Origin of the sequence: Nocardia sp. CA-151230, assembly GCF_050942175.1 — a bacterium.
GTDB lineage: Bacteria > Actinomycetota > Actinomycetes > Mycobacteriales > Mycobacteriaceae > Nocardia.
Window position 1 is genome coordinate 1958420 of record NZ_CP192061.1, and the last position, 25569, is coordinate 1983988.

The window sequence follows — 25569 nt, forward strand, 5'->3', positions numbered from 1 at the left end:
GATGGTCGGGCATATCACTCACGCAGCCAGTCGAACACGGCGGCGGGTGCGGCGGGGGCTATGTTCGGAGCATGCATTGGGATCAGATGACGGCCACGCCGGGTGCGCTGCGGACGGCCGCGGCGCGGCTGCGGCGCGGGGTGGGGCAGCTGGAAATCCTGGCGGCCATCATCGAGGCGGCGGACGGGCCGTGGCTGGGGGCCATGGATTCCGATGGGCGGGGGACCGCCGAGCTGCGCATGCATCTGGCGGGGAAGTACCGGTTCACCGCGGTGGTGACCAGTGCCGGGAAACTGTCCCTGGCGGAACTGAATTCGCCCGGGCGCGGGAAGCGGGCGGAGCTGGTGCTGTCCACCAAGGCCGCGCAGCGCAAGGGCTGGGACGCGCCCAAGGACATGCCCAGGCCGCAGGAGTGGGTGGACTACGTGGTCGGCTGGGTTCAGGCCGCCAGCGCCGCCGTCGGCCGGCGGGACGTGGTGCAGTGGCTGCTCAGGGGCGCCGACCAGCGGCTGGCCGCCATGAACGACAGTGTCGAGACCATGCGGGCCGCCCTCGCCGAACGTGAGCAGATGCGGGACGAGCTGGCGGCCGAGGTCGCGGAGCTGCGGGCGGAACTCGAGGCGGAATCAGCCCTCGCCGACAAGCGCGTCGTCGTCGGCGACGTAGCGCCAGACGGGGAGGAGGGCATGGTCGTCGAGGGGGTCGCCGGCGAGATGGGCGGTGGCGCGCAGGCGGGCGGTGACGTCGCCGGCGTCGAGGCCGGAGCCGATGAGGACCAGGTTGCTGACCCGGGGTTCGTGGCGGGTCCAGGCGGTGGGCTCGATGGTGATGTGGCGGCCGACCATGTGCAGCACGAACTTTCGCGGGTCGTCGGGGACTGCGAAGGCCAGCACACCCTTGGCGCGGAACAGGCCGGCGGGCGGATCCTCCAGTAGCGCAATGAGTTCGCGCGGATTCAGGTCCGTGTCGGAGGTGAAGGAGACGCTGTCGTAGGCGTCGTGCAGGTGCCGGTGGTCGCGGCAGTCCCCGCGGTGTTCGTGGCAGTGGTCTCGGTGCTGGTGGCGGTCTTCGTGCCCGTCATCCGTGTGCTCGTCGAGCAGTAGCTCGTCGAAGCTGAGCTGTTCGCCGACGCGCGGCCGGTGCGGTTCGCGGGTGGGGACGTCGAACAGCAGGCCCGGGTCGACGCGCCCGTGGCTGGTCGGATACACCGGGACCTGACCGACCAGGCCGGTGATCTCCGACCGCAGCCGGTCCAGCGCGGCCGGCTCGACGCGGTCGGCCTTGTTGAGCACCACCAGATCCGCCATGCGCAGGTGCGTCGCGAGTTCCGGGTGCAGTTCGCGGCTCGCGGGGAAGTGCTCGGCGTCGACCACCTCGACCAGCCCGCCGTAGCGAATGCGCGGATTGTCGCTGTTCACCACCATGCGAATGAGATTGCGCGGCTCCGCCAGTCCGCTGGCCTCCACCACGATGACGTCGATCTTCTGCCTGGGATGCGCCAGCCGGTCGAACAGGTCGTCCAGTTCGCTGACATCCACCGCGCAGCACACGCACCCGTTGCCCAGCGAGACCATGGCGTCGACCTGCCCGGCCACCAGCATGGCGTCGATATTGACCGCGCCGAAGTCGTTGACCACCGCCCCGATTCGCGTGCTCCGGGTCCGCAGCAGCCGGTTGAGCAGCGTCGTCTTCCCGGCACCGAGGAATCCGGCCACGATCAGGACTGGGATGCGGCGGCTCACGGCGACCACCCTACCGACCGGCTGTGAGCACGCCGCAGCACGCCGGAAACCGCATGGAAATAACAGCCTCCTACCGTGACGGACTATCCGGACCGACCACGGGAGGTGCGCTGTGCGGGTGCGCGACATTCTCGATGCGCCGCAGTTGCGGATGCGGCTGCTGCACGGGGACGCGGGGGAACTGGATCGGCCGGTCGCCAGGGTCTGTGCGACGGATATGCCCGACCCCCGGCCCTTCGTGACACCGGGTGCGCTGGTGTGTACCGGACTGGTGTGGCGGCAGCAGGAGACGGATGCGGACCGCTATGTGGGCCTGCTGGCGGGAGCCGGGGTCGCCGGCGTGGTGGCCGGGCAGGCGCTGCACGGGCACGTGCCCGAGGATGTGGTGGAGGCCTGCCGCCGGCACGGATTGCCGCTGCTGTCCGCGCCTCAGAGCGTGCCGTTCAGCCGGATCATCGAATACCTGGCCGAGCAGGCGGCCGAGGTGCGCTGGCGGCGGGTGCAATCGCGCGCCGACCGGCAGCGCAGGCTGCTGACCGCGGTCGCCGCCGGGACGGGCATCGAGACCCTGGTCGCGGATTTCGCGGCGGAACAGCGGGTTTCGGCCTGGATCCTGACCTCGACCGGGACGGTCATCGCAGGCACCGAGGACATGGCCGAGCCGGACATCGATCGCATCGTCGCCACCGCGCTCACCGCGCCGCGCCTGCCCGCGGTCACCGCCGGCGCGATGCGAGTCGTCCAGGTCGGTGCGGGCGACCGCCTTACCGCCTGGTACCTGGTGATCCGCCCGTCGGCCCCGGAACTCGACCCGTTCGGCGCGGATCTGGCGGCCGTGGCGGAACTGTATCGGCAGCGTCGCGCCGACCGGCAGCACCTGGATTGGGAACTGGCCGACCGTTTCCCGGTGCCGTTCGCCGAACGGGCGGACCGGTGCGAGGTGGCCCTCGTCTGCGAGGTCCACGCCGCCGACGGGCCGACCGGCCCGGGACGGAAACCGGACGCGTCGCAGCGCCGATCGCTGTCCGGGGGTGTCGCGGGCGCTATCGAACGGGCGGGAGCACCGGCTCACGGTGCGGGACCTGTGGCACCGCAGCAGTTTTCGAGCTGGGCCGATTCGTCCGCCGGACTTCTGGCCGTACGCGCGGCCCTGCACGACGCCCTGCCGGATATCGCCACGTCGATCGACCGCGAAGGCAGGCTGGTCGGCGTGACGGCCGGAACCCAGGACGGAACCGCGGCCGTGGTGGTCCGCCGTCTCGGGCGAATCGCACCGGCGCTCACCGAGATTCGGCTCGCGGTCGGCGTGAGCGCCCGGCAGCCGGAGGAGACCCTGGCGGGTGCGATCGGCGCGGCGGCCGCCGCCGCCACCGCGGCCCGCGACGACACGGCCCCGGTCAGCCTGCGGGTGGCCGATATCGATTCGGCCGTCGGCCTGCTCACCGCGGTGCCCGGTGGCCTCCAGCGGCGATTCGCCGAACGTGTACTGGGTCCGGTGCTGGAGTACGACCGGCGGCACGGGGCCGGACTGCTGGAGACGCTGGAGGTGTTTCTCGGGTGCGAAGGCTCGTGGCGGCAGGCGGCCGATCGAATGCACCTGCACCTCAATACCGTTCGCTACCGGATCGGCCGGATCGAGGAGCTCACCGGGCGCGATCTCGGGCGGCTCGACGATCGGCTGGATCTGTACCTGGCGGTGCGAACGCTGGCCGGTCAGACCGCGCCGGTGTAGGGATCCCAGGCGGTTCCGGCGTCCGGGGCGCCCTCGCGCAGCACACTCGCCTGGATCAGGCCGTAGGGGCGGTCGTCGGCGTGGAAGACCTCGCCCTGGTTCGGGACGCCGAAACGGTCTGTGTCATAGGCGAAGTGGTGCTTGTTGGGGGCCGACATCCGGATCTCCGCCAGGCACGGATACGCCACCAGCGCGGCCCGGCCCATCTCGAACAGGGTCTGCTGCAGGGCCTTCGAGTGCACGGTCGCGAAGGTCTCGACCATGGCGGCGCGGATCCCGTGGTAGGCGGCATCCCAGTCCTCGGGCGGGGCGGCGAAGCGCCAGCGTGCGATCAGGCTGGTGGCCAGGATCCGGTCGTAGGCGGGCTCGAGCACGGTGAACGGGTCTTCGAGGAAACCCGCGAACTCCGAACCCGTGGACTTGAGGATCACCAGATCCTTGACGCCCCCGATCACCCACTCGCGGCGGTCCGTACCGGTCCCGCTCACGGTGATCGCCGCGATCCGCACCTCCGGCCCCACCCGTGTCCAGGTGTGGTCGTGCCCGCTGCCGCCGACCGGAACCCGTTGCCACGCGTACTCTTCGATCTCGAGGCGTGCCGAATCCACGGGCTCGATGTCGTCGACGAAATGCCGGGCCAGTGCCAGCCCGTACTCCTCGATGCTGCCGTCGCCGTGGCTCTTGGCGTAGGTGTAGATGGTCTGCTTCTGCGAATCCGTCGGCAGCACCGTGCCCTGATCGCCGATGGTGTGCGCCTCGTCGAACGCGCCGCGCAGGCACGAGGACACGTTCAGGTCCCGGATCTCGTGCCGGGCGGTGTCGCGGTAGATGCGCACCACCCGGTTCTCGGCCTTGCCGTACTGGTGTGGGCCGAGCACGATCCGGCCGCCGGCTTCGCTCATGGTCGCCTCCCGTCGTCGCTGATCACTGTGCCCCACTGTGACGTACGGGAGCCGCCGCACACGCTGGTTCCGAGGACAAAACGCCGTACTCCGCCACCGCGACGTTTGGGCGAATCGGACAAAGCCCCGCCGCTATGTGACAGCGGTCAGCGGTGCGATTCTGGTTGTCCTGGGCCTGGTTCCGCGTTTCGGCGCGCTGGTCGCCGCCGTCCCCCAGCCGGTCGTCGGTGGTGTCGGCCTGGTGTTGTTCGCGACCATCGCGGTGATCGGCGTGGACACCCTGCGCAAGGCCGACCTCTCGGATCGCGTGAACCGCGGCTTCGGTTCGTCGGCCGGATCACCCGCAGGCGTTGACCCATTCCGAGAGGCCGTCGGTGAACATCTGACGCTTCCAGATGGGGACCTCGTGCTTGATGCGGTCGACCAGTTCGGCGCAGGTGGTGAAGGCTTCGGCGCGGTGGGGCGCGGCGACGGCGACGACGATCGCGAGGTCTCCGATGGCCAGGGGGCCGACGCGGTGCACGGCCGCCACCGCGAGTCCGGAGGACTCGGCGACCTCCGTGCACACCTTGCGCAGGAACGCCTCGGCCTGCGGGTGCGCCGAGTACTCCAGCGCCGAAACCGATTGCCCGCCATCGTGATCGCGCACCTTGCCGGTGAACACCACGATGCCGCCGTGCTCCGGCCCGCTCACCGCCTGCTCCACCTCGGCCGGATCCAACGGCTGATCGCTGATCCGGGCCAGCAGTTCACTCATGGCTGCCTCCTCCGGCCACCTGGGCCAGCAGATGTTCGAGAAGCGGTGTCAGCACGGCCATGCCGTCCTTCACCCCACCCGGCGAACCGGGCAGATTGACGATCACGGTGCGTCCGGTCAGGCCGGCCACGCCCCGGCTGAGCGCGGCGAGCGGGAACTTGGCGGTGCCCGCCTGACGGATGGCGTCGGCCACGCCCGGCAGCTCCCGATCGAGCAGGGCCAGCGTCGCCTCCGGGGTGGCGTCGGTGGGGGAGGCCCCGGTGCCGCCGGTGCTGATCACCAGATCCGGCTCGGTGGACAGTGCATCCGCGAGGCCGAAGGCGATATCCGCGTCCGCGAACACCAGCGGCCCCCGCACCGAGAAGCCCTGCGCGCCCAGCCATTCGGTCAGGACCGGGCCGGTGGTGTCCTCGCGGCTACCGGCGGCGACCCCGGTCGAAGCGACCACGACGGTGGCCGTCCGGCCCGCGCCCGCGAGCGGAGTCGTTGCGGCAGTGGTCTTTTCGTGCTTCTCGTGCCGGTGGTGGTGCTCGCCGTGGTCCTCGGCCTCCGGCCGAACCCAATGTCCGTGCTTCCCACCCTCTTTGGTGATCAGCCGCACCCCGTTCAGGGTGGCGGCCGGATCCACCGCCTTCACCATGTCGTGCAGCGTGAGGCCCGCGACCGCGACCGCGGTCAGCGCCTCCATCTCGACGCCGGTCGGCCCCTTGGTCTTGGCGCTCGCCTCGATGGTGATGGTGGTGTCGGTGAAGCCGAAGTTCACGGTCACCGACGACAGCGCCAGCTGATGGCACAGCGGAATCAGCTCGGAGGTCTTCTTCGCGCCGTTGATGCCGGCGATGCGCGCGGTGCTGAGCACATCGGCCTTGGGCATGTCGTCGGCACGGACCAGCCGGATGACCTCGGCGGTGGTCTGCAGTTCGCCCGCGGCGACCGCGATACGCGCGGTGTCGGCCTTCGCGCTCACATCGACCATGCGGGCGCGACCTTCACGGTCGACATGCGACAGCTCACTCATGACAACCACCTTGGCACAGGGAAAGCGGGGCATTCACAGCGGCCGGACCTCGACAATCGTGCCCGCCGGCAGCTCGGTCGCGGTGGCCGGAACATCGATGAGGACATCGGCGTGGGCCATGGCGGCGATCAGATGCGAGCCCTGGCCCGACACCAGCGCCACCCCGCCCTCGGCGAGCTTGCCGCGCAGGAACTGCCGCTTCCCGGCGGGGGAGCGGACCGGTTCCAGCAGTGGCAGTTCGGAAGTCGGCAGCGCGGGCAGGCCCGCCAGTTCGCGCAGGATGGGCCGGGCGAAGACCTCGAAGGACACCATGGTGCTCACCGGATTGCCCGGGAAGCTCAGCACCGGTACCCCGTCCACCATGCTCAGCCCCTGCGGGCCGCCGGGTTGCATTGCCACCGAGCCGAATTCGCCGCCCCGCGCGGACAGCACCTCCTTGACGACCTCGAAGTCGCCCATGGAGACGCCGCCGGAGGTGAACACCACATCGGCCTGCGCCACGGCCTCGGCCAGCCGGGCCCGGAACTCCTCGTGGTCGTCGGTCGAATGCGCCACCGACACCACCTCGACACCGTTGTCGGTGAGAGCCGCGGCCAGTGCGATGCCGTTCGAGTTGAAGATCTGGCCGGGCAGCAGGGTCGCCCCGGCGGGCCGCAGTTCGTCACCGGTGGTGAGGACCGCCGCGTACACCGGACGCTGCACCGACAGCTCGCCCAGCCCGACCGCCGCCAGCGCCGCGATGTGCCGGGGCCGCAGCAGGGTGCCCGCGGCCGCCAGCAGCTGCCCGGCGCGCACGTCGGTGCCCGGCTCGCGCACGAAATCGCCACTGGCACGGCTGGTTCGGATCGTCACGGTGACGCCGTCGGACTCGGTGTGCTCCACCGGCACCACGCAGTCCGCCCCGGGCGGCACGGGTGCGCCGGTCATCACCTTGACGGCGCTGCCCGCGGGCAGCGTCAGCTGCTCGGTGTTCCCGGCCGCGACCACGCCGACCAGCGGCAGGGTCGCGGGGACGATGGCCACCGACTCCGCGAGCACCGCGTACCCGTCCATGGCCGAGTTCCGGAACACCGGCAGATCCAGGGGTGCGTACACATCCACCGCCAGCCGGCGCCCCAGCGCCCGGTCCATCGGAACCGTCTCGGCGACCCGTCCGGCCAGCGGCCGGAGCACATCCTCGATGCGTCGGCGGTGGTCGTCGACGGGTCGGGCCGGGGCTAGCGCGTGCCGGGAACTCATGCCGGTGAGCCTATACGCGGGTGGATCCTCCAGGCCGTGAGCGGCTGTTCGCCGGGCTCGGCTCGTAGGAATCTACAAACACTTGCGGTCCCGGCAATAATGGTGCAATGACCGTGGTCGCGATGGGTATGCCCGCTGTGCGAACCGGGCGGCCCGCGATGGACGGACGCCCGGACACGCCCCTGCTGCTGGACCGCTTCGGCCGGGTTGCGCGGGACCTGCGGGTATCCATCACCGAGAAGTGCTCGCTGCGCTGTACCTACTGCATGCCGGAGGAGGGCCTGCCGCCCATCCCCGCCGACGAACTGCTCTCCACCGAGGAGATCGTGCGGCTGGTGACGCTCGCGGTCCGCGAACTGGGCGTGCACGAGGTGCGATTCACCGGCGGTGAACCGCTCATGCGGCGCGATCTGGAAAGCATCATCGCCGGTTGCCATGCGGCGCTGCCGGATACGCCGCTCGCCATGACCACCAATGGCGTCGGGCTCGAGCATCGGGCGCGCGGACTGGCCGCGGCCGGGCTGCGGCGCATCAATGTCTCGCTCGACACCGTGGACCGCGACGGCTTCCACCGGCTCACCCGCCGGGATCGCCTCGATTCGGTGCTGGCCGGGATCCGCGCCGCCATCGCGGCCGGGCTCACCCCGCTCAAGGTGAACGCGGTGCTCATGCGCGAAACCCTGGACGGCGCGGCCGATCTGCTGCAGTGGTGCCTGGACGCGGGCGCGGAGCTGCGGTTCATCGAGGAGATGCCGCTGGACGCCGACCACGAGTGGGCGCGCGCCAATATGATCACCGCCGCCGAACTCCTCGACGTGCTCGGCACCCGCTTCGACCTGACCGAGACCGGCCGCGAGGATCCTTCCGCGCCCGCCGAACGCTGGCTGGTCGACGGCGGCCCGGCCACCGTCGGCATCATCGCCTCGGTGACCCGCAAATTCTGCGGCGACTGCGACCGCACCCGCCTGACCGCCGACGGCCGGATCCGCTCCTGCCTGTTCAGCGATCAGGAGTACGACATTCGCGACGCGCTGCGGTCCGGCGCGACCGACGCCGATATCGCCGGACTGTGGCGCGGCGCCATGTGGAACAAATCGGCCGGACACGGCATCGACACCGCCGGCTTCGTCCCGCCCGAACGAACGATGGGAGCCATCGGTGGTTGAGGTCCGCTATTTCGCCGCGATCGCCGATGCGGTCGGCAAGGAGAAGGAAACCCTGGACCTGCCGTCCGGGGCCACCGTCGCCGACCTGCGCACCACCCTGTCGGCGGTCTACGGCCCGAAGCTGGACCCCATGCTGAAGGTCTGCGCCTACCTCATCGGCGACGAACTCACCCGCGACGCGACCACCCCGCTGTCCCCGCGTGTGGACGTGCTGCCCCCGTTCGCGGGCGGCTGACCCGCAGCTCAGCGCCGCGCCACCGCGAATTTCACTGCGGGACGCTAACATTCGCCGGTCCCCGCACGCCCTCGCCAGGAGACCGATCCGAATGACGCACGCCCCCCGGTCCTCGCACCCCGCCGTCGCGAAAGTGCGGCAGGAACGTGCCGCCAGTTTCCAGCTGCGCGTGGCCGACTGGATCACGAAGTTCGCGGGCTCGATGCCGTTCGTCTACATTCACGCGATCGGCTTCGCGGTGTGGATGATCTTCCTCGAGAAGAGCCCCTGGCCCACTCTGACCCTGGTGGTCTCCCTGGAGGCGATCTTCCTGTCCACCTTCGTCATGATCGGCCAGAACCGCCAGGCCGATTTTCAACAGGCCAAGGCCGATCACGACTTCCAGGAGCAGGAGCTCGAGCTCAAGACCAATACCGAACTGACCCGGGCCATTCACGCCATGACGGCGGAGCTGCACCGCCGCCTCATCGAGGACGCGGATCAGCAGAAGTAGCGGGCTACTTCCACCAGGTGTCGAGCGGGGTGACCGGGACGGTGCGCTTGTGGCGGGTGTTCCGGAAGATGGTCTCGACCCGCTCGGAGACCTCGGGACCGACGGGCTTGCCCTCGAGGTAATCGTCGATCTGGGAGTACGCGAGGCCCAAGGCTTCCTCGTCGGGAAGGGAGGGACGGTCGTCCTCGAGGTCGGCGGTCGGGACCTTCTGCCAGACGCTCGGCGGCGCGCCGAGTTCCTGCAGCAGCGCCGCGCCCTGACGCTTGGTGAGACCGGTCAGCGGGGTGATGTCGACGCCGCCGTCGCCGTACTTGGTGAAGAAGCCGGTGACTGCCTCGGCGGCGTGGTCGGTGCCGACGACCAGCATATTGAGCTGGCCCGCGATGGCGTATTGCAGCAGCATGCGCTCGCGGGCTTTGATATTGCCGCGCACGAAGTCTCGCAGGCGGGGCTCCTCGTGCAGTTCCACGATGCCGAGGGCGGCCTCTCCGGCGGCGGCGTCCGCGCTGGGCTTGACGTTCACCACGACCGACCGGTCGGGCTGAATGAACCGCAGGGCGATCTGGGCGTCTTCCTCGTCGAACTGGACACCGTAGGGCAGGCGCGCGGCCACGAAGGTGGCGTCGTGGCCCTCGGCGCGCAGTTCCTCGGCGGCGAGCTGGCACAGGCGGCCGGTGAGAGTGGAGTCCTGGCCACCGCTGATGCCGAGCACGAAACCGGTCGCGGGGGTGGAGCGCAGATAATCCTTGAGGAAGTCGATGCGCCGCCGCACTTCGGTTTTCGGTTCGATGTCCGGCAGGACGCCCAATTCGGCGATGATCTGTGCGCGCAGGTTCCCCATGGCGCCACACTCTACTGAAGGGTCGGCGACTCTATTGACCGACGGGAGCGGTCACCTGCCGGACCAGGTGTTCCCAGTGATCGCCCACCTGGTCCAGGGTGTAGCGCAGTTCGCGGATCTGGTGCAGCACCAGCCCGGCGTCCAGGCTGGCCAGCAGCGTGTCGGCGGTCAGCGAGATGTCGCCGGGCGCGCCGGCCTGCCGGAGCAGCAGGGCGACATGGGTTTTCGCGATGTTGTAGGGCGGGCCGGAGTACTGTCCGCCGATGTCGGCGTTCTTGCGCACGTCGCCCTCCACCTCGACCAGGGCCAGGCGTGCCCGCCCGAAGGCGATCAGCCGCTCTACGGGTGCCGCGCCCGGGCCCAGCGGCGGCGGCCCGAACATGTAGGCCCACTGGAGTTTCTGATCGGATTGGTCGAGCAGCGCCAGCATGAGCCCGGCCCGATTGCCGAAGCGCCGGAACACCGTGCCCTTGCCGACGCCGGCCAGCTTGGCGACCGCGTCCATGGTGACGCCGTCCGCACCGCACTGGCGGACCAACTGTTCGGCGGCATCGAGCAGTAGCTGCCGGTTGCGAGCGGCGTCGCTGCGCTCGTGGCTGCTGCCGGGCATGAGCAGCGGCACCGAGTGCGCGGGGGGCCGCTGCGTGCCGACGGGTTCGATCGGCAGCGCGATGCTCGGCAGGGCCGGAACGACCTCATCCGATGAGGTGTCGCGTGTCACAGGCTGTCTGCTCCTACCCGGGAATGTAAGCGGACTGAGGTCCGGTTACAGTCTATCGAAAGTTCCGCTGCTGAATCGGTAACCCCTGGAGTGATCATCATGTCGCAGACCCGCATTCTCGTTCTGGTCGGCAGCCTCCGCGCCGCGTCGATCAACCGCCGCCTCGCCGAGGCCGCCGTGAAGGCCGCCCCGGAGGGTGTCGAGCTCGCGATCTACGAGGGCCTCGGTGAGATTCCTTTCTACAACGAGGACATCGACGCCGAGGGCAAGGTCCCGGCCACCGCGCAGGCGCTGCGTGACGCTGTCACCGCCGCCGACGCCCTGCTGCTGGTGACCCCGGAATACAACGGCACCCTGCCGGCCGTGCTGAAGAACGCCATCGACTGGGCGTCCCGTCCGTACGGCGCGGGTGCGCTCAAGGATTTCCCGGTCGCGGTCGTCTCCGCGTCCATCAGCCCGAACGCCGCCAAGTGGTCGCACGACGACGCCGTCAAGGCGCTCGGTGTGGCCGGTGCGAAGGTGGTCGAGGAGGCGTCGCTGAACTTCGGCGTCATCGGCCAGCGCTTCGGTGAGACCCACCCGGCCGACGACGCGGAGGCCCTGACCCAACTGGCCGCCACCGTGCACCTGCTGGCGGAGACCGCCACTGCGCGGGCGAACGTCTGACGGCTCGGGCGAACTCCCGGCACACGCAGTGATTATTCGCTGAATTAAGCGCAAGGCCACGGCTTTTGAGTCGTGGCCTATAGCTTTTCCCGGACAAATCGGGCTACGGTCACACCATGAAGCTATCAACGGGCAACACTTTGTTAGGCCGTTGTTTCATGGCGGTCACCCTGGCTGTCTCCGCCGCCTCGGTGGTGGTCAATGCGGCCGATGCGGCGGCCGAGTCGTATGTCCGTCTCTATCTGGGCAACTGGGCCGGGTACGTGGTGAAGGGGGATTTCCGGGAGGTCAGCGCCACCTGGGTGCAGCCGCGGGTGGACTGTCTCAATCCGGGCATCCTGCAGCGCGTGGTGCCCTGGGTGGGATTGAACGGCGCCGCCGGGCTCGACGGCCAGGTCGCCCTCCCGCTCATGCAGACCGGCGTCGAATCCCTGTGCGCCAGCGACGCGGCCGTGTACGCGGCGCTGCCGGGCCTGCAGGTCGAATCCGCCGCCGCGGGCCTGGCGTACGCCGATCCGGACCTGGCGGGGACGGTCATGAACGCCGGGGGCAAGCTGTCCGACCTGCTGGGCGCGGCCGCGGACGGCCTGTGCTCGCTCGGCCTCTTCGGCGGTATGTGCACCCCCGACACGCAGGTCGACGGCTGGTGGGAGAGCTACCCCGCCGCGCCGGTGAGCTACGACGACGTGGTGGTCCGGCCGGGCGACACCATGCATTCGGTGGTCAGGTGGGACGGCGGGCGCTACGTCATGACGCTGGAGAACCGCACCGCGAACTGGTCTCGCACCACGATCGCCGCCTCCCCGGTGCCCGCCCGCACCGCGGAGATCATCGTCGAGGGTCATCTCAGCGGCGCGCTGCCCGGTTTCGAGCCGATCACCTTCACCGACATCACCATCGACGGTCTGCCGCTGGCGGCCTATGACGCCGATGCCTACGGGATCGCGGCCACCAATCGGTTGCTGACGCCCGGTCCGATCGATGGCGCGTCCTTCACGATCCGGTAGATCGGGCGCAAACGCCGCGACACGCCGAGCGGAGCGGGGGACCCTGAATTGGGGGCAGGGCTCGGCCGGGTGGCAAACCGGGTGGTCGCTCGAGTCTGCTGTGACTTGTGGGGTGGGTGTTGATCAGCGGTGATGGTGTGTTTGCTGGAAATGAACTGAATGTCGAAATTGTGATGCGTGTCGCAGTCGTGTCGAGTTGCGAATCGAGTGTCCAGGTACTTACGACACCGGAATTTCACCTATGTGAGTCGCAACATGTCGTGTTGTATGAATCTGTCGGCCACTAGGTGTAGTGTCTTGGGAGCTGGAAGGCCACTCGGTGAAGACCTCGAAGTTCACCGAGCGACCAGGGGCTTCGGTTCCACTTCCAGGGGTTTGCGCACTTACTACGTGGATCTTGTTTGAGCCGTGCACTGCAGACAGATCAAAGGCTAAGGAGAAGGGGATACCAATGACCATCACCGTTTACACCAAGCCCGCTTGTGTCCAGTGCAACGCCACGTACCGCGCCCTCGACAAGGCTGGTGTCGACTACAGCGTCATCGACATCTCCGAGAACCACGAAGCCCGCGACTACGTCATGGCCCTGGGCTACCTGCAGGCCCCCGTCGTCGTCGCCGGTGACGATCACTGGTCCGGCTTCCGCCCGGACCGCATCAAGGCTCTGGTCGACATCGTCGCCGTCGCCTGACGCCGCGCCGCCGGTCAGGGCCGGCGGCCTCCTGCAGGTTCGTCCGAATCGAAAGGAGGGGAGATGACCGAGATGTCCAGCGCGACACCGAATCTGGTCTACTTCTCGAGCGCTTCGGAGAACACGCACCGCTTCGTCGAACGACTGGGCCTGCCCGCCGTTCGCATACCGCTCCACACCGCCGACTCGCTTCGCGTCGACCAACCCTTCGTGCTGATCGTCCCCACCTACGGGGGTGGTCGGCACGTTTTGGGTGGGCAGCGATCCGACAAGGAATTCGTGCCCCGCCAGGTGGCCAAGTTCCTCAACGACCCGCACAACCGCGCCCTGCTGCGCGGCGTGATCGCGAGCGGCAACACGAACTTCGGCGATACGTACTGCTATGCGGGAGAAGTGATCTCACGTAAGGCAGGGGTCCCGTACCTGTATCGCTTCGAACTCATGGGAACTGCCGAGGACGTCGAGCGCGTCCGAGAGGGATTGGGATTGTTTTGGCAACGACAACAGCACCGGTCGGAAAGACTGCCCGCGTAGAGCGCCCGGTCAGCGGCGACTCCGCGGCCGAGGGACTCGACTATCACGCCCTCAACGCGATGCTGAACCTGTACGGCCCCAACGGCGAGATCCAGTTCGACAAGGACCGGGAAGCCGCGCATCAGTACTTCCTGCAGCACGTCAACCAGAACACGGTCTTCTTCCACAATCTGGAGGAGAAGCTCGACTACCTGGTGCGCGAGAACTACTACGAGACCGAGGTGCTCGACCAGTACTCCCGTGAGTTCGTCAAGGGGCTGTTCAAGCAGGCGTACGCCAAGAAGTTCCGGTTCCCGACCTTCCTCGGTGCGTTCAAGTACTACACCTCGTACACGCTGAAGACCTTCGACGGTAAGCGCTACCTGGAGCGTTTCGAGGACCGCGTGTGCATGGTGGCCCTGGCCCTGGCCGCCGGTGACGAGACCCTGGCGCGCGAGCTGGTCGAGGAGATCATGGACGGCCGCTTCCAGCCGGCCACCCCCACCTTCCTCAACTCGGGCAAGCAACAGCGCGGCGAGCCGGTGTCCTGCTTCCTGCTCCGCATCGAAGACAATATGGAGTCGATCGGCCGCTCCATCAACTCCGCTCTGCAGCTGTCCAAGCGCGGCGGCGGTGTTGCCCTGTTGCTCAGCAATATTCGTGAGGCCGGCGCGCCGATCAAGAAGATCGAGAACCAGTCCTCCGGTGTCATCCCGATCATGAAGCTGCTGGAGGACTCGTTCTCCTACGCCAACCAGCTGGGTGCGCGGCAGGGCGCGGGTGCGGTGTACCTGCACGCGCACCACCCCGACATCTACCGGTTCCTGGACACCAAGCGGGAGAACGCGGACGAGAAGATCCGCATCAAGACGCTGTCGCTGGGTGTGGTGATTCCGGACATCACCTTCGAGCTGGCGAAGAAGAACGAGGACATGTACCTGTTCTCGCCGTACGACGTGGAACGCATCTACGGCGTGCCGTTCGCCGACATCAATGTGACCGAGAAGTACTACGAGATGGTCGACGACAAGCGGATCCGCAAGTCCAAGATCAAGGCTCGCGAGTTCTTCCAGACCATCGCCGAGCTGCAGTTCGAGTCGGGCTACCCGTACATCATGTACGAGGACACCGTGAACCGGGCCAACCCGATCGCGGGCAAGATCACCCACTCCAACCTGTGCTCGGAGATCCTGCAGGTCTCCACCGCGTCGGAGTTCAACGACGATCTGTCCTACGCCAAGGTGGGCAAGGACATCTCGTGCAACCTGGGTTCGCTGAACATCGCCAAGACCATGGACTCGCCGGACCTCGGCAAGTCGGTCGAGGTCGCGATTCGCGCGCTGACCGCGGTGTCGGACCAGACGCACATCTATTCGGTGCCCTCGATCGAGCAGGGCAACAACGAGTCCCACGCCATCGGCCTGGGCCAGATGAACCTGCACGGCTACCTGGCACGCGAGCGGGTCCACTACGGCTCCGAAGAGGGCGTGGACTTCACCAACATCTACTTCTACACGATCGCCTACCACGCGATCCGCGCCTCGAATCTGATTGCGATGGAGCGGGGTTCGGCGTTCGGCGGCTTCGCCGACTCGAAGTACGCCACCGGCGAGTTCTTCGACAAGTACACCGACCAGGCGTGGGAGCCCAAGACCGACCGCGTCGCCCAGATCTTCGCCGACGCCGGCGTCCGCATCCCCACCCAGGACGACTGGCGTGCGCTGAAGGCGTCGGTCATGGAGCACGGCATCTACAACCAGAACCTGCAGGCGGTGCCGCCGACCGGCTCGATCTCCTACATCAACCACTCCACCAGCTCCATCCACCCGGTGGCGTCCAAGATCGAGATCCGCAAGGAAGGCAAGATCGGCCGCGTCTACTACCCGGCCCCCTACCTGACCAACGACAACCTCGAATACTTCGAGGACGCCTACGACATCGGCTACGAGAAGATCATCGACACCTACGCCGCGGCGACGCAGCACGTCGACCAGGGCCTGTCCCTGACCCTGTTCTTCAAGGACAGCGCCACCACTCGCGATGTCAACCGGGCCCAGATCTACGCCTGGCGCAAGGGCATCAAGACGCTGTACTACATCCGCATCCGCCAGATGGCCCTGGAAGGAACCGAAGTAGAGGGCTGCGTGAGCTGCATGCTCTGACAGGTGCTATCGATAAGGGCGTCCCGGCTACTGCCGCGGACGCCCTTTTTCGTGAAAGCCGATGTGGGGGAGGCAGGATGGAAACCGCCGATCGATACCGGGCATTCGCCGAGAACGAGGTACGGGGCTACTCGCCCTGCTACGAGCGCTGGTGCCTCGGAATCGCCGGGGACGCAGAGCTTCTGGCCCTCATCGACACCCTGCCCGTGCACAAGCGCCAGCCCAACCTGATCCTCGGCGCCGCCCGCTACCTGGGCGTGACGGCGGGGCCATTCGAGGAGTTCAAGGACTTCCTGATCACCAACTGGCCCGGAGTCCGGGATGTCGCCACGACCCGTCGCACCCAGACCAACGAGGTGGGCCGGACCGCGACCCTGCTCCCGCTGCTCGCCCGGCACGGCTCGGATCCGGTGGCGCTCATAGAATTCGGTGCCTCCGCCGGACTGTGCCTGTATCCCGACCGATACAGCTACACCTACGACGAGGGCCCCACCCTCGATCCCCGAGACGGGCGCTCCACCGTCGTCCTGCCGTGCGCCACCACCGGCAACCCGCCACTGCCGGCTGAACTACCGAACGTCGTGCACCGCGCGGGTATCGACCTCAATCCGCTCGATGTCCGGGATACCGAGGACATGCGCTGGCTGGAGTCTCTGGTCTGGCCCGAACAGCGAAACCGCCTGGACCGCTTGCGCAATGCCGCCGCCATCGCCCGGGAGAATCCGCCGCTTCTGGTGCGGGGCGATCTCAGCAATGCGCTGGCGGACCTGGTCCACGAGGCTCCCTCCGACCTACCCGTCATCGTTTTCGGTAGTGCTGTGCTGCTCTATCTGGCCCGCGCCGATCGTGCGGCCTTCCCGGCCATGATGCGGGAGCTTCCGTGTGAGTGGATCACCAATGAACCCCCGGGAGTGGTCGATTTCGGCACCGATGCCCTCCCTGCCGGACCAGCGGACGTACATCTCGTACTTGCGTCGAACGGGGTTCCGATGGCGTACACGCGCCCGCACGGGCAGAGCCTCGACTGGTTCGGGGAGTGCTGAAAGACAAAGGATCAGAGGACAAAAGCAGGCTGGCCACCACCGCCATCGGCAGCTGGGGCACGGCGATCAGCGTCAGACCGAAGGCTCGAGCATTGCCGCACCGCCCACGGCGGTGAGGGGAAGCGATCGCAGGGAGAGTGTGCCGGAGTCGCGGCCTCGGGCTATGTCCTTGACCTTCAGCGCAATTCCGGAGCCGCCCATGACCGTGACGAGGTAGGGAATGGGCGCGGCGTGATGAACGCCCACACCGTCGAAGCGTGTAGGAGGCTACGCAGCAGCCGCGTGATTTTCCTCTCGATCGCACCGAATCCGGTTCGGATATACCGCTTGATGGTCTGGACCAAACAATCCGGTACGGACCCAGCCTGGTGGCAATGTGCTGGTCAACGTGATTCTCGAGGTGAAAACGGCTGGTTGACAACGCGTTTCGGGGGATTGACGAGCAGGCGACGCGGCAGGAACAACCGCTGCTGTGGTCGATCCCACGACCGCGCCGCCCACTGTTGTGAACTCTCCAGAAGGTGGCTCGCGCCCTGCCGATCACCGTTCGGGTCTGGTTAGGCTCGCTGCGATTCGGGTATCGAATCACCGAAGTGCGCGGTCGATGCCGGAATCGGAATCGCATCAGGACTCCCGTTTTGGAGGTGAGTAAGAAGTCCTCTCCTGCCCCCGCATGCCGAGGACTGCTTGTTCGAGACATGTACTGCCGGTGCAGTCCCCACTGCACTCCCATCGGATGAAGACCCACCGAGCGGCCAACCTCGCACCCGCTCGGTGGGTTCTTCGGATATCACGCCCGGCGTGAGGAGTTAGCTTGTCGCACGACATGATTCAGACGAATCCCGATACGGGAGCAGAGTCGTGAGGTCCCGGGCTGCCGCCGGGGTCGCGGTGGCGCTGGCGATGCTCACGTGCCCGCCGCTGGGCGTGACCGCCCATGCCGGAATGCCGTACCGGGCCGCGTCCCCGGCCGATGTGACCCGGGTGGATCGGTTCGGCCCGAACTGGGAGCGGGTCGAGGTCACCTCCGCCGCTATGGGCCGCACCGTCACCCTCGATGTGCTGCACGGCTCCGGCGCGGGTCCCCGGCCCACCCTCTATCTCCTGGACGGGGTGGACGCCGAGGGTGTGTCCGACTGGCTGACCAAGGGGCACGCGGCGGAATTCTTCGCGGACAAGCCCGTTGACGTGGTCCTGCCCGCGGGCGCCACCGGCAGCATGTACACCGACTGGCAGCATGCCGACGCCGCGCTCGGCTGGAACCGCTGGGAGACCTTCCTGACCGCCGAGCTACCCGGCGCCATCGAGCCCTATCTGCATTCCGACGGCCGCCGGGCCATTGCGGGCGTCTCCATGGGCGCGCAGGGCGCGATGATGCTCGCCCATCGCCACCCCGGCTTCTACCGCGCCGTCGCCGGATTGAGCGGCTGCTACTCGACCATCGACCCCTCCGGCAGTGCGATCACCGCGCTCACCGTCGCCTCGCGCGGCGGCAACATCATGAACCTGTGGGGCCCGCCCGGCACCTTCGACTGGCTGATCCACGACAGCACCGTCTGGGCGGAAGCCCTGCGCGGCACCGTGATCTATCTGGCGGCCGCTTCAGGTCTCCCGGGTCTGCCCGATCTGACCCAGGTGCTGAAGTCGCCCGACATCCCGGCCGCTCTGGAGGCCGCCGGGGGCGGTGTGGTGCTGGAGGCCGGCGCCCGCGTATGCACAGAGCATTTCGCGAAACGACTGAGCGACTTGGGGATTCCCGCCACTGTGCACTACGAGCCGACCGGAATTCACGCCTGGGAGGACTTCTCCGCCGAGCTGGGCCCGGCCTGGGATACCCTGGCCGCCGCGTTCGCTCCGGCCTCGGGGCGGTAGGCGCACTGCGCGAATGCGGTTGGGGTACTCGGTATTTCAGTGCCGAAATCCGTAGCGGGGCAGTCGGCGCAGCCCCGGCCGGATCCGGCTGTCCACAGTGACGGCCAATCCGGCGTGCACGGCCGCCACGGTGAAGTCCGACGCCTCTTTCCAGGTGGCCGCGTATTCCATGGTGAGCTCGGCCCCTTCGTCGGGCCCGCCCAGGTACACGGTGACGCGATGGGTGAGCGCCTCCCCGACGCTGTCGAACAGAACCTTGCCTTCGGTGATGCCGGCCATGCGTGCTGCTCCTCGAATAGTGGCGGGGGAGACGCGCGAGCCGACCCCTGCGGCGGCTGCGCGTCTCTGTAACCGAAAGTAACTGGATTGTCCTGCACGGGAACGTGTTCCGGTTCGAGCTTGGAAATGTCACAAGCGACGCGTGAGTGTAGTTGTTACGCGTCGGAACAGAAATGTTGGCGCCCCAGACTGGACGCGCGCTCACAAACCATCACCGAGTCATTGTGACTATTCGGAAGGTTCGTCCTCCGCACTGGTCCGGCACACCGTACCTTCCTACGCTGCCCGGCATGAGGATTCGCGTTCCCATCGCGGCGATCGGCGCGCTGCTGCTGACCTTCGCCGCGGGATCGGCTGTCGCACAGCCACTTCTCGCCGCGCCCGATCCGGACCCCTTCCACCCCCACTGATCTGGCCGACCACCAGCCCGGCGACCTCACCGCCGCCGTCCTCGGTCTCCCGCCCGCGCTCGCCTGGCTGGATGCCCGCCTGCGCGGCGATCCGGCACCGACCAACTACTGAACCCGCCGCCGATTGCCGGCGGGCCGGCCGCCGCGAGTCAGCCCGCCGCCTGATAGGTGCGGGCCACCAGCGCCGAGCGCAGGTACCACAGCCCCGACGCCTGGGTGGGATCGAACCCGGTCAGCTGCCCGATCCGCTTGAGCCGGTAGTCCACGGTATTGGTGTGCACGTGCAGCATGCGCGCCGTGCGCTGCCGGTTCAGGTTGTTGCTGATGTGCGACTGCAGCGTCTCCAGCAGCTCGGCGTGCTCGTCGAGCGGATCCAGCAGCGACCCCAGATGATCGCGGCCCGGCCCCGGCCGGGTGAGCTGATATTCCAGTGCCAGTTCGTCGAAGCGGAACAGCCCGCGCACCAGCCGCAGTCGGTGCACGATGTCGAGCAGCTCGTGCGCTTGGTCGGCGGCATCCGGAATCTGTTGCGGCGCAGCGGAAACCAGTGTCGCGGTGATCGGCACCCGGGCCGCCCGCGACAGCTGTTCGACCAGTTCGTCCAGCTGCTCGTCCGCGAGCGCCGTGACCGGCACCAGTAGCGTGCCGCCGTCCACGCTCAGCAGCGACAGCACCCGGTCGGGGTACCGGTGGGCCAGCTCGGCCTGCACCCGGCGCAGCTTGCGCCGCGCCACCACCGCACCGTCCACGGAGGGGGAGTGCTCCTCGGGATGTTCTGGAATCGCCAGCGCCAGCACGTGATACGTCTCGGCGATCTCGATCCCGCATTCGCGCGCCATGGTGGAGGTGCTGTGCCCGCCCAGCAGCGCGGAGGTGAGTGTGTGCACGGCCGTGTGGTGTTCGCCCACCACCGACCGCAGCTCCCGCACATAGGCCATGGCCACCGCCGAGGTCATCCGGTCCAGCAGCTCCACCACGAGCTTGGTCCCGCCCATGATGCTGTCCATGTCGGCGGCCGCGATGATCAGCGTGACATCGCCGTCGTCGTCCTCGTGCCGCACGTGCCCGGCCATGGCGTTGGCCATCACCAGCTCCGACCCGATCTTGAAGCCCTCGTGGATGGCGTGGTGGATGGTGTCGATCGGAATGCCCTCCCGCGCCCACTGCGCGGCGGCCTCCTCCAGGCGCTTGGTCTTCTCCGGAATGTCGCGCCCGTCCAGCATGCCCACCGCCAGCTCCAGGCAGGTGCGGGTGATGGTGGTGACGTCGCCGTGAATGGCGTCGCCGGGCAGCGTCCCGCACGGCGCGACGGTTTCGACGAAATGCCCCACCATGTGCTGCGCGAGCCCGCGCACATCCTTGAGTGGCGACGATATCGGGTTGCCCGACACAGTGAGCCCCGCCCGGGCCGGAATTCCCACGGACATCCGTGACTCCCTTCCACCCCCGGGTTGTGCCCCTTCCGGGACCTGAAACGCTAATGCATGCCGCGGGTACCAGCGGCCGGATCGATCTCTCCTGTGAGGCACAGTAATGCGCTTTCGGGGCTCTTGTGACTTCTCACATGCGCCAGGCCGGCCCCGCATGACAGCCGGGCGGCGTCCACGCGGGGCAATTCGCGTGGGCACGCGGGTGAAACAGGCGCACACCCGAGGCGCGAGAGCGCCACCGGGGTGATCTATCCGACTCCACCTCGGCACGGAATCCTGTCAGCCCGGGTGGACATACCCGAGGCGATGATCAGCCCAGGTGGCTCGCGTCGTCGTACGCGGTGAGCCGCATACCCGAATCGCCTCGCTCCCAACGGGTTATGGACGCATTGCGGACCTGGGCGCTGGTCTGGGCGCTGATCTCGGCCTCGTTCAGATCCCCGAAGATGTAGCGGGTCAGCACGATTGCGATGTCATGGGTGAAAACCAGTACATGGCCGTGCAATTCGCGGAGCACGGCCCGCAGCCGCAGCGCGACGTCGGGCCAGGATTCGCCGCCCGGCGGGCGATGGTAGAAGCCGCCCGAGCGCTGCATCTCCCGGTATTCGTCCGGGTAGCGGCGCTGAATGCCGACTCTGGTGAGCCCGAACAGCACTCCGGGCTCCCGGTCCCGGATCCGCTCGTCGAAGTGCACGGGCAGCGTCGACAGGAAACCGAGCGCGATGCGGGCGGTCTCGCGGGTGCGCAGGTACGGCGAGCAGAGCACCAGGTCGAAGCCCGGATCGAACCCGGCCAGTCGTCTCCCGGCGGCCGCCGCCTGCACCGCGCCCAGCTCGGTCAGCGGCACATCGGCATCCCGTGTCCCCGTGATGAATTCCTCCGCCCCGGTGTACGGCGCCGCGTTGACGGTGCTCTGGCCGTGCCGCACCATGGTCAGTGATTCCAGTCCCGCTGCCGTCGCGTCCACCCATATATCGTGCGCGCAACCATGGCTGTCCGCCCGGCGAAATGTTAAGTGTGGGCAATGACCACATTCGGTGACGCCAGCGACGCCCGGACCGGTCCGCCCGTGCGGCTGGACGAACGGCCGCTGGGCCCCGTGCACTACAAGCTGGTCGCCCTGGTCGGCATGGGCCTGTTCTTCGACCTCTACGAGCTGTTCCTGGCCGGCACCGTCACCGGCGTGCTGCGGCAGCAGCTGCACCTGTCCACCTACCAGCTCAGCGGCATCCTGGCCTCGGCATTCGCGGGTCAGTTCCTGGGCGCGCTGGTGATCGGGCGGCTCTCGGACGTGTTCGGCCGCCGGCGGATGTTCATGGTGAACATCGGTCTGTACGCGGGATTCACGCTGCTGGGCGCGTTCAGCCCGAACGTGTGGTTCCTGATGGCCACCCGGGTGCTGGCCGGTCTCGGCATCGGCGCGGAGATGACGGTCTCCGACACCTACCTGTCGGAGACCATGCCCGCCCGGGTGCGCGGGCGGATGATCGCCACCGCCTACACCCTCGGCTTCCTAGCGGTCCCGGCCGTCGGCTTCCTGGCCCGCTGGCTGGTGCCGCTGCAGCCGCTGGGAATCGACGGATGGCGCTGGTTGTTCGTGCTCGGTGGCCTCGGCGCGGCGCTGGTGTTCGTGGCGCGGCGGCACATGCCGGAGTCACCGCACTGGGAGGCGGGCCGGACCCGGCAGCGTGTGTCCCTCACCGAGATCCTGCGCAAGCCCTTCCGGGGCCGCACCACCCTGTTCTCCACGGTGATGATCCTGCAGGTCTTCGGCTACTACGGGTTCGGCACCCTCGCGGTCCTGGTGTTGCAGCACAAGGGATTCACGGTGGTGAACTCCCTCGGATACCTGGCCATCACCTATCTCGGCTATCCGCTGGGCTCGCTGCTGGCTATTCCCCTGATGGAGCGCGTGGAACGGAAATACCTGGTGATGGGCAGCGCCGCCCTGATGGCGGTGTTCGGCCTGGTCTTCGGTTTCGCCACCGCGGTGCCGCTGATCCTGGTGTCGGGCGGGTTGTTCACGCTGGCCAGCAATGTGTTCTCCGACGCCATCCACACCTATCTGCCGGAGTCCTTCCCGACCAGCGTGCGCGGCACCGCGTCGGGCGCCACCTATTCACTGTCCAAGCTGAGCACGGCCGTGCAGCCGTTCCTGCTGCTGCCGCTGCTGGACCGTCGCGGGCCGGGCGCGGTGTTCACGATCATCACCGTGGCCCTGGTGATCATGGTCGTGCTCATCGGCCGCTGGGGTCCGATCAGCGGCCGCAGGCCGCTCGACGCGGAGTGAACCCCGGCCGCGCACCGGGTCTCGCTACCGGTGCGCGGCGACCGGACTGCCCACGGTGATGTCGGCGGGCGGCAGCCACAGCGTGGCGATGGTGCCGCCGCCGACCGCGGGCTCGATGGAGGCGTTGCCGCCGTGCGCCTGCGCCACCCAGGCGACCAGCGCCAGCCCGATGCCATTGCGCCCGCTGCGCCCGGCCGCGCCGCGATTGAACGGGCTGGCCGACATGACCGGATCGACGCCCGGACCGTGGTCGCGAATGCTGACCCGCCCCTCGGCCACGTGCACCTCGACCGGCGCGGCCCGGTTCACCGCGCCGTGGGTCAGCCCGTTCTCCAGCATGTTCCGGATCGCCAGGCTCAGCAGCTGCGGATCGCCCACCACCACGCTCGGATGCGCGGTCACCACGATGCGCTCGTCGGCGGCCTCCTCGGCCACCGCCTCGGCCAGCTGGTCCAGCCGCAGCAGGGTGCGCTCGGGTTCGGCGATGCCGGACTGCATGCGGGCGCGGGCCAGCAGCCCGGTCACCAGGCGCGCCATCCGATCCGCGAGCCGGCGCGCCTCGGCCAGCGTCTGCTGCACCTCCTCGGGCTTGGGCCGGGATTCGGTGAGCAGTTTCAATGTGGTGAGCGGCGTACGCAATTCGTGTGCGGCATCGCCGAGGAACTGCTCGTGCTCGTCCAGCATGCGCAACGCCTGGCGCTGACTGCGCCCCGACAGCAGGAAGGTGGCCGCCGCCGAGAGCAGGACCAGCACCGCACCGCCGCTGATCAACTCCCACAACAGGATTCGATGCGCCCCGGCGTCGGCCATGGACTCGGTTCCGGCCAGGATGACCACGATGCTGTCCCAGTCGTTCCAGAACACCGGGGCGCCCGCCACCGTCACCGAGCGGCCGGTGATGTCGGTGCCCGCGAACCGGCTGCCCTGATAGAGCAGACCGTCGGCGTGATCCTCGGTTTGCGTTGCGAGCGTGGAGATCTGGGTGTCATCGGGCATGAGCGAACGCTGATAGGTGTGCGCCTGCTTCCACGGCTCGCCCGGTGTGCGCACCGCCACCACGACCGCCGTCGACCCCTTGGCCAGCTCGTCGTCGATGACGGTGGACAGGTCCAGCACCTGTTTATCGTCGTGCTGAATGGCCCGGGCCAGCCCGCCCGCCACCTGCTCGGCCTGATCCTGTGCCCGGGTCTGGCGCGCGTGCGCGTCGATGGAGGCGGCCACGAAGCCGAACACCAGCACGGCCGCCGCGGTGATCACGGTGACCAGCGCGGTCATGATCCAGCGGGCCCGTTTCAGCCGGGCCACGGCGGGGGAGCGGTGTGCGCTCACGAGATCCCGCCGCCGATGAGGAATCCCGTACCCCGCACGGTCTCGATCACGCTCGGCTCCCCGAGCTTGCGGCGCAGCTTCGCCACCACCGCGTCCACCACATTCGAGGCGGGCTCGGCCATTTCGTCCCAGCAGCACTCGATGAGATCGGTACGGGTCACCACGCTGCCGCGCCGGGTCGCCATGAGCTCGAGTACCGCGAACTCCTTGGGGGTGAGCATCAGCATGATGCCGGCGCGGGTGACCCGGCGGCGCATCAGGTCGATATCGATGTCCGCCACCGCGATTCGCGAGGCGGTGGGCTGTTCGCGGCGGCGGCACAGCGCCCGCACCCGCATCACCAGCTCCGGCAACGCGAAGGGTTTGGTCAGGTAGTCGTCGGCGCCGTGCTCGAAGCCGGCCAGCCGATCGTCGAGTCCGTCGCGGCCGGTGAGCATGAGCGCGGGCACCGTGTGCCCGGCGCTGCGCGCCCCGGCGACCAGGTCCAGGCCGTCGCCGTCGGGCAGGCCGCGATCCACCACCAGGCAGTCGTAGCGATTGATGGCGATCTTGAAATCCGCGTCGGCGATGCTCTGGGCGAGGTCCACCGCGAAGCCGGCCGAGCGCAACCCATCGGTCACCTCACGGCAGAGCTGGTGGTCGTCCTCTAGCACCAAAACACGCACAGAGGCAGAGAGTAGGGCATCCCGGACGCGTGCCCAACGGCTGCGGCGACCGGATCGGCGAAAAATGATCGGAAAATGATCCGATGGCAAACCGGCTCGCTACCAACGGCTTCAGACCCTCTCACGGAACCCCCCGCCAGGTCGAGGGTCGCGGGCCACCCGCTGTATCCTGAACACGGTTGTTTCTGTCAGTGGCTACCGAGAGGGGGTGAGGTGCATGCGCGGCGAACCTCCCAGTCGAAGGCCGTGTGGCATCGCCCCCCGAATCCGTCGGTAACTGCTCCGGCGGCGGTGGGTGCGGTGCCCGCGGTGTGCCCCGGTGCCTCCTGTTCACGCTCTTACTCGCCATCCGGCCGAGGACTCCGC

The 25569-nt window shown here is 68.3% G+C and carries 25 protein-coding genes and 1 pseudogene; 13 read left to right on the forward strand and 13 right to left on the reverse strand.

Annotated elements, in window-relative coordinates; translation table 11 throughout:
* Nucleotides 1-626 precede the first annotated feature (626 nt).
* Nucleotides 627-1742 carry a CobW family GTP-binding protein gene (locus ACQP1O_RS08690; protein WP_433565328.1) on the reverse strand — a complete coding sequence of 372 codons (1116 nt, stop codon included), beginning with the start codon at nt 1740-1742 and terminating at the stop codon, nt 627-629.
* A gap of 118 nt (nt 1743-1860) precedes the next feature.
* On the opposite strand from ACQP1O_RS08690, the gene ACQP1O_RS08695 reads away from it, so the two are divergent.
* Nucleotides 1861-3474, forward strand: a complete 1614-nt coding sequence (locus tag ACQP1O_RS08695) for a helix-turn-helix domain-containing protein (RefSeq protein ID WP_433565329.1) — start codon at nt 1861-1863, stop codon at nt 3472-3474.
* Here the strand turns inward: ACQP1O_RS08695 and pucL are convergent.
* Nucleotides 3456-4376: a factor-independent urate hydroxylase gene (gene pucL / locus ACQP1O_RS08700; protein WP_433565330.1), complete on the reverse strand. Its 921-nt coding sequence runs from the start codon at nt 4374-4376 to the stop codon at nt 3456-3458. The two genes, ACQP1O_RS08695 and pucL, sit on opposite strands and share 19 nt — an antisense overlap.
* Before the next feature lie 130 nt (nt 4377-4506).
* On the opposite strand from pucL, the pseudogene ACQP1O_RS08705 reads away from it, so the two are divergent.
* Nucleotides 4507-4690 (forward strand): annotated as a pseudogene (locus tag ACQP1O_RS08705) (solute carrier family 23 protein); the annotation flags it as partial.
* Between the two features lie 23 nt (nt 4691-4713).
* Here ACQP1O_RS08705 and ACQP1O_RS08710 read toward each other — a convergent pair.
* The 3 genes from ACQP1O_RS08710 to ACQP1O_RS08720 are packed head-to-tail and all read right to left on the reverse strand — an operon-like array spanning nt 4714 to nt 7390.
* Nucleotides 4714-5133, reverse strand: a complete 420-nt coding sequence (locus ACQP1O_RS08710) for a molybdenum cofactor biosynthesis protein MoaE (RefSeq protein WP_433565331.1) — start codon at nt 5131-5133, stop codon at nt 4714-4716.
* Complete coding sequence (moaCB, locus tag ACQP1O_RS08715) at nt 5126-6151, reverse strand: bifunctional molybdenum cofactor biosynthesis protein MoaC/MoaB (protein WP_433565332.1); 1026 nt, start codon at nt 6149-6151, stop codon at nt 5126-5128. Before moaCB ends, ACQP1O_RS08710 begins: the two co-directional genes overlap by 8 nt.
* A 33-nt stretch (nt 6152-6184) precedes the next feature.
* Nucleotides 6185-7390 (reverse strand): molybdopterin molybdotransferase MoeA, encoded by a 1206-nt coding sequence (locus ACQP1O_RS08720; RefSeq protein WP_433565333.1) that lies wholly within the window; start codon nt 7388-7390, stop codon nt 6185-6187.
* Between the two features lie 107 nt (nt 7391-7497).
* Here ACQP1O_RS08720 and moaA point away from each other — a divergent pair, with 107 nt between their 5' ends.
* From moaA to ACQP1O_RS08735, 3 genes are all read left to right on the forward strand, one after another.
* Complete coding sequence (gene moaA / locus ACQP1O_RS08725; protein ID WP_433565334.1) at nt 7498-8556, forward strand: GTP 3',8-cyclase MoaA; 1059 nt, start codon at nt 7498-7500, stop codon at nt 8554-8556.
* Nucleotides 8549-8791 carry a MoaD/ThiS family protein gene (locus ACQP1O_RS08730; protein ID WP_433565335.1) on the forward strand — a complete coding sequence of 81 codons (243 nt, stop codon included), beginning with the start codon at nt 8549-8551 and terminating at the stop codon, nt 8789-8791. The genes moaA and ACQP1O_RS08730 overlap by 8 nt, the downstream gene beginning before the upstream one ends.
* A 91-nt stretch (nt 8792-8882) precedes the next feature.
* A complete protein-coding gene (locus ACQP1O_RS08735) occupies nt 8883-9284 on the forward strand; it encodes a DUF1003 domain-containing protein (protein WP_433565336.1) in 402 nt (133 codons plus the stop codon).
* 4 nt (nt 9285-9288) lie between these two features.
* Here the strand turns inward: ACQP1O_RS08735 and nadE are convergent, their stop codons facing one another.
* Complete coding sequence (gene nadE, locus ACQP1O_RS08740) at nt 9289-10125, reverse strand: ammonia-dependent NAD(+) synthetase (RefSeq protein WP_433565337.1); 837 nt, start codon at nt 10123-10125, stop codon at nt 9289-9291.
* Between the two features lie 31 nt (nt 10126-10156).
* On the reverse strand, nt 10157-10735 hold the full coding sequence (locus ACQP1O_RS08745) for a TetR/AcrR family transcriptional regulator (protein ID WP_433567623.1): 579 nt from the start codon (nt 10733-10735) through the stop codon (nt 10157-10159).
* A 210-nt stretch (nt 10736-10945) separates the two neighbouring features.
* Here ACQP1O_RS08745 and ACQP1O_RS08750 point away from each other — a divergent pair, with 210 nt between their 5' ends.
* From ACQP1O_RS08750 to ACQP1O_RS08775, 6 genes are all read left to right on the forward strand, one after another.
* Nucleotides 10946-11512, forward strand: a complete 567-nt coding sequence (locus tag ACQP1O_RS08750; protein WP_433565338.1) for an NAD(P)H-dependent oxidoreductase — start codon at nt 10946-10948, stop codon at nt 11510-11512.
* Nucleotides 11513-11670: 158 nt separating this feature from the next.
* Nucleotides 11671-12519, forward strand: a complete 849-nt coding sequence (locus ACQP1O_RS08755) for a G1 family glutamic endopeptidase (protein ID WP_433565339.1) — start codon at nt 11671-11673, stop codon at nt 12517-12519.
* Between the two features lie 451 nt (nt 12520-12970).
* Nucleotides 12971-13210 carry a glutaredoxin-like protein NrdH gene (gene nrdH / locus ACQP1O_RS08760; RefSeq protein WP_433565340.1) on the forward strand — a complete coding sequence of 80 codons (240 nt, stop codon included), beginning with the start codon at nt 12971-12973 and terminating at the stop codon, nt 13208-13210.
* Between the two features lie 63 nt (nt 13211-13273).
* Nucleotides 13274-13744: a class Ib ribonucleoside-diphosphate reductase assembly flavoprotein NrdI gene (gene nrdI, locus ACQP1O_RS08765; protein ID WP_379438932.1), complete on the forward strand. Its 471-nt coding sequence runs from the start codon at nt 13274-13276 to the stop codon at nt 13742-13744.
* Nucleotides 13745-13803: 59 nt separating this feature from the next.
* The gene (gene nrdE, locus ACQP1O_RS08770; protein WP_433567624.1) at nt 13804-15885 is read left to right on the forward strand and encodes a class 1b ribonucleoside-diphosphate reductase subunit alpha; all 2082 of its coding nucleotides are present in this window, start codon (nt 13804-13806) and stop codon (nt 15883-15885) included.
* Nucleotides 15886-15962: 77 nt separating this feature from the next.
* Complete coding sequence (locus ACQP1O_RS08775) at nt 15963-16928, forward strand: DUF2332 domain-containing protein (RefSeq protein ID WP_433565341.1); 966 nt, start codon at nt 15963-15965, stop codon at nt 16926-16928.
* A gap of 72 nt (nt 16929-17000) precedes the next feature.
* Here ACQP1O_RS08775 and ACQP1O_RS08780 read toward each other — a convergent pair whose 3' ends face one another.
* Nucleotides 17001-17174: a hypothetical protein gene (locus ACQP1O_RS08780; RefSeq protein ID WP_433565342.1), complete on the reverse strand. Its 174-nt coding sequence runs from the start codon at nt 17172-17174 to the stop codon at nt 17001-17003.
* Between the two features lie 615 nt (nt 17175-17789).
* Between ACQP1O_RS08780 and ACQP1O_RS08785 the strand changes: the two genes are divergently transcribed.
* Nucleotides 17790-18800 carry an alpha/beta hydrolase gene (locus tag ACQP1O_RS08785; RefSeq protein WP_433565343.1) on the forward strand — a complete coding sequence of 337 codons (1011 nt, stop codon included), beginning with the start codon at nt 17790-17792 and terminating at the stop codon, nt 18798-18800.
* 36 nt (nt 18801-18836) lie between these two features.
* Here the strand turns inward: ACQP1O_RS08785 and ACQP1O_RS08790 are convergent, their stop codons facing one another.
* The 3 genes from ACQP1O_RS08790 to ACQP1O_RS08800 all read right to left on the reverse strand — a co-directional run bounded on the left by ACQP1O_RS08790 (nt 18837) and on the right by ACQP1O_RS08800 (nt 21886).
* On the reverse strand, nt 18837-19079 hold the full coding sequence (locus ACQP1O_RS08790; protein ID WP_379382290.1) for a hypothetical protein: 243 nt from the start codon (nt 19077-19079) through the stop codon (nt 18837-18839).
* Between the two features lie 559 nt (nt 19080-19638).
* Nucleotides 19639-20916, reverse strand: coding sequence for a PucR family transcriptional regulator (locus ACQP1O_RS08795; protein ID WP_433565344.1), 1278 nt, complete (start codon nt 20914-20916; stop codon nt 19639-19641).
* A 313-nt stretch (nt 20917-21229) separates the two neighbouring features.
* The gene (locus ACQP1O_RS08800; protein ID WP_433565345.1) at nt 21230-21886 is read right to left on the reverse strand and encodes a histidine phosphatase family protein; all 657 of its coding nucleotides are present in this window, start codon (nt 21884-21886) and stop codon (nt 21230-21232) included.
* 57 nt (nt 21887-21943) lie between these two features.
* Here ACQP1O_RS08800 and ACQP1O_RS08805 point away from each other — a divergent pair, with 57 nt between their 5' ends.
* Nucleotides 21944-23209 carry an MFS transporter gene (locus ACQP1O_RS08805; RefSeq protein WP_433565346.1) on the forward strand — a complete coding sequence of 422 codons (1266 nt, stop codon included), beginning with the start codon at nt 21944-21946 and terminating at the stop codon, nt 23207-23209.
* 24 nt (nt 23210-23233) lie between these two features.
* Here ACQP1O_RS08805 and ACQP1O_RS08810 read toward each other — a convergent pair whose 3' ends face one another.
* Both ACQP1O_RS08810 and ACQP1O_RS08815 read right to left on the reverse strand, forming a co-directional pair.
* Entirely contained in the window at nt 23234-24538 is a 1305-nt protein-coding gene (locus ACQP1O_RS08810; protein WP_433565347.1) for a sensor histidine kinase, read from the reverse strand.
* Nucleotides 24535-25203, reverse strand: coding sequence for a response regulator transcription factor (locus ACQP1O_RS08815; RefSeq protein WP_354835110.1), 669 nt, complete (start codon nt 25201-25203; stop codon nt 24535-24537). Before ACQP1O_RS08815 ends, ACQP1O_RS08810 begins: the two co-directional genes overlap by 4 nt.
* Nucleotides 25204-25569: the final 366 nt, after the last annotated feature.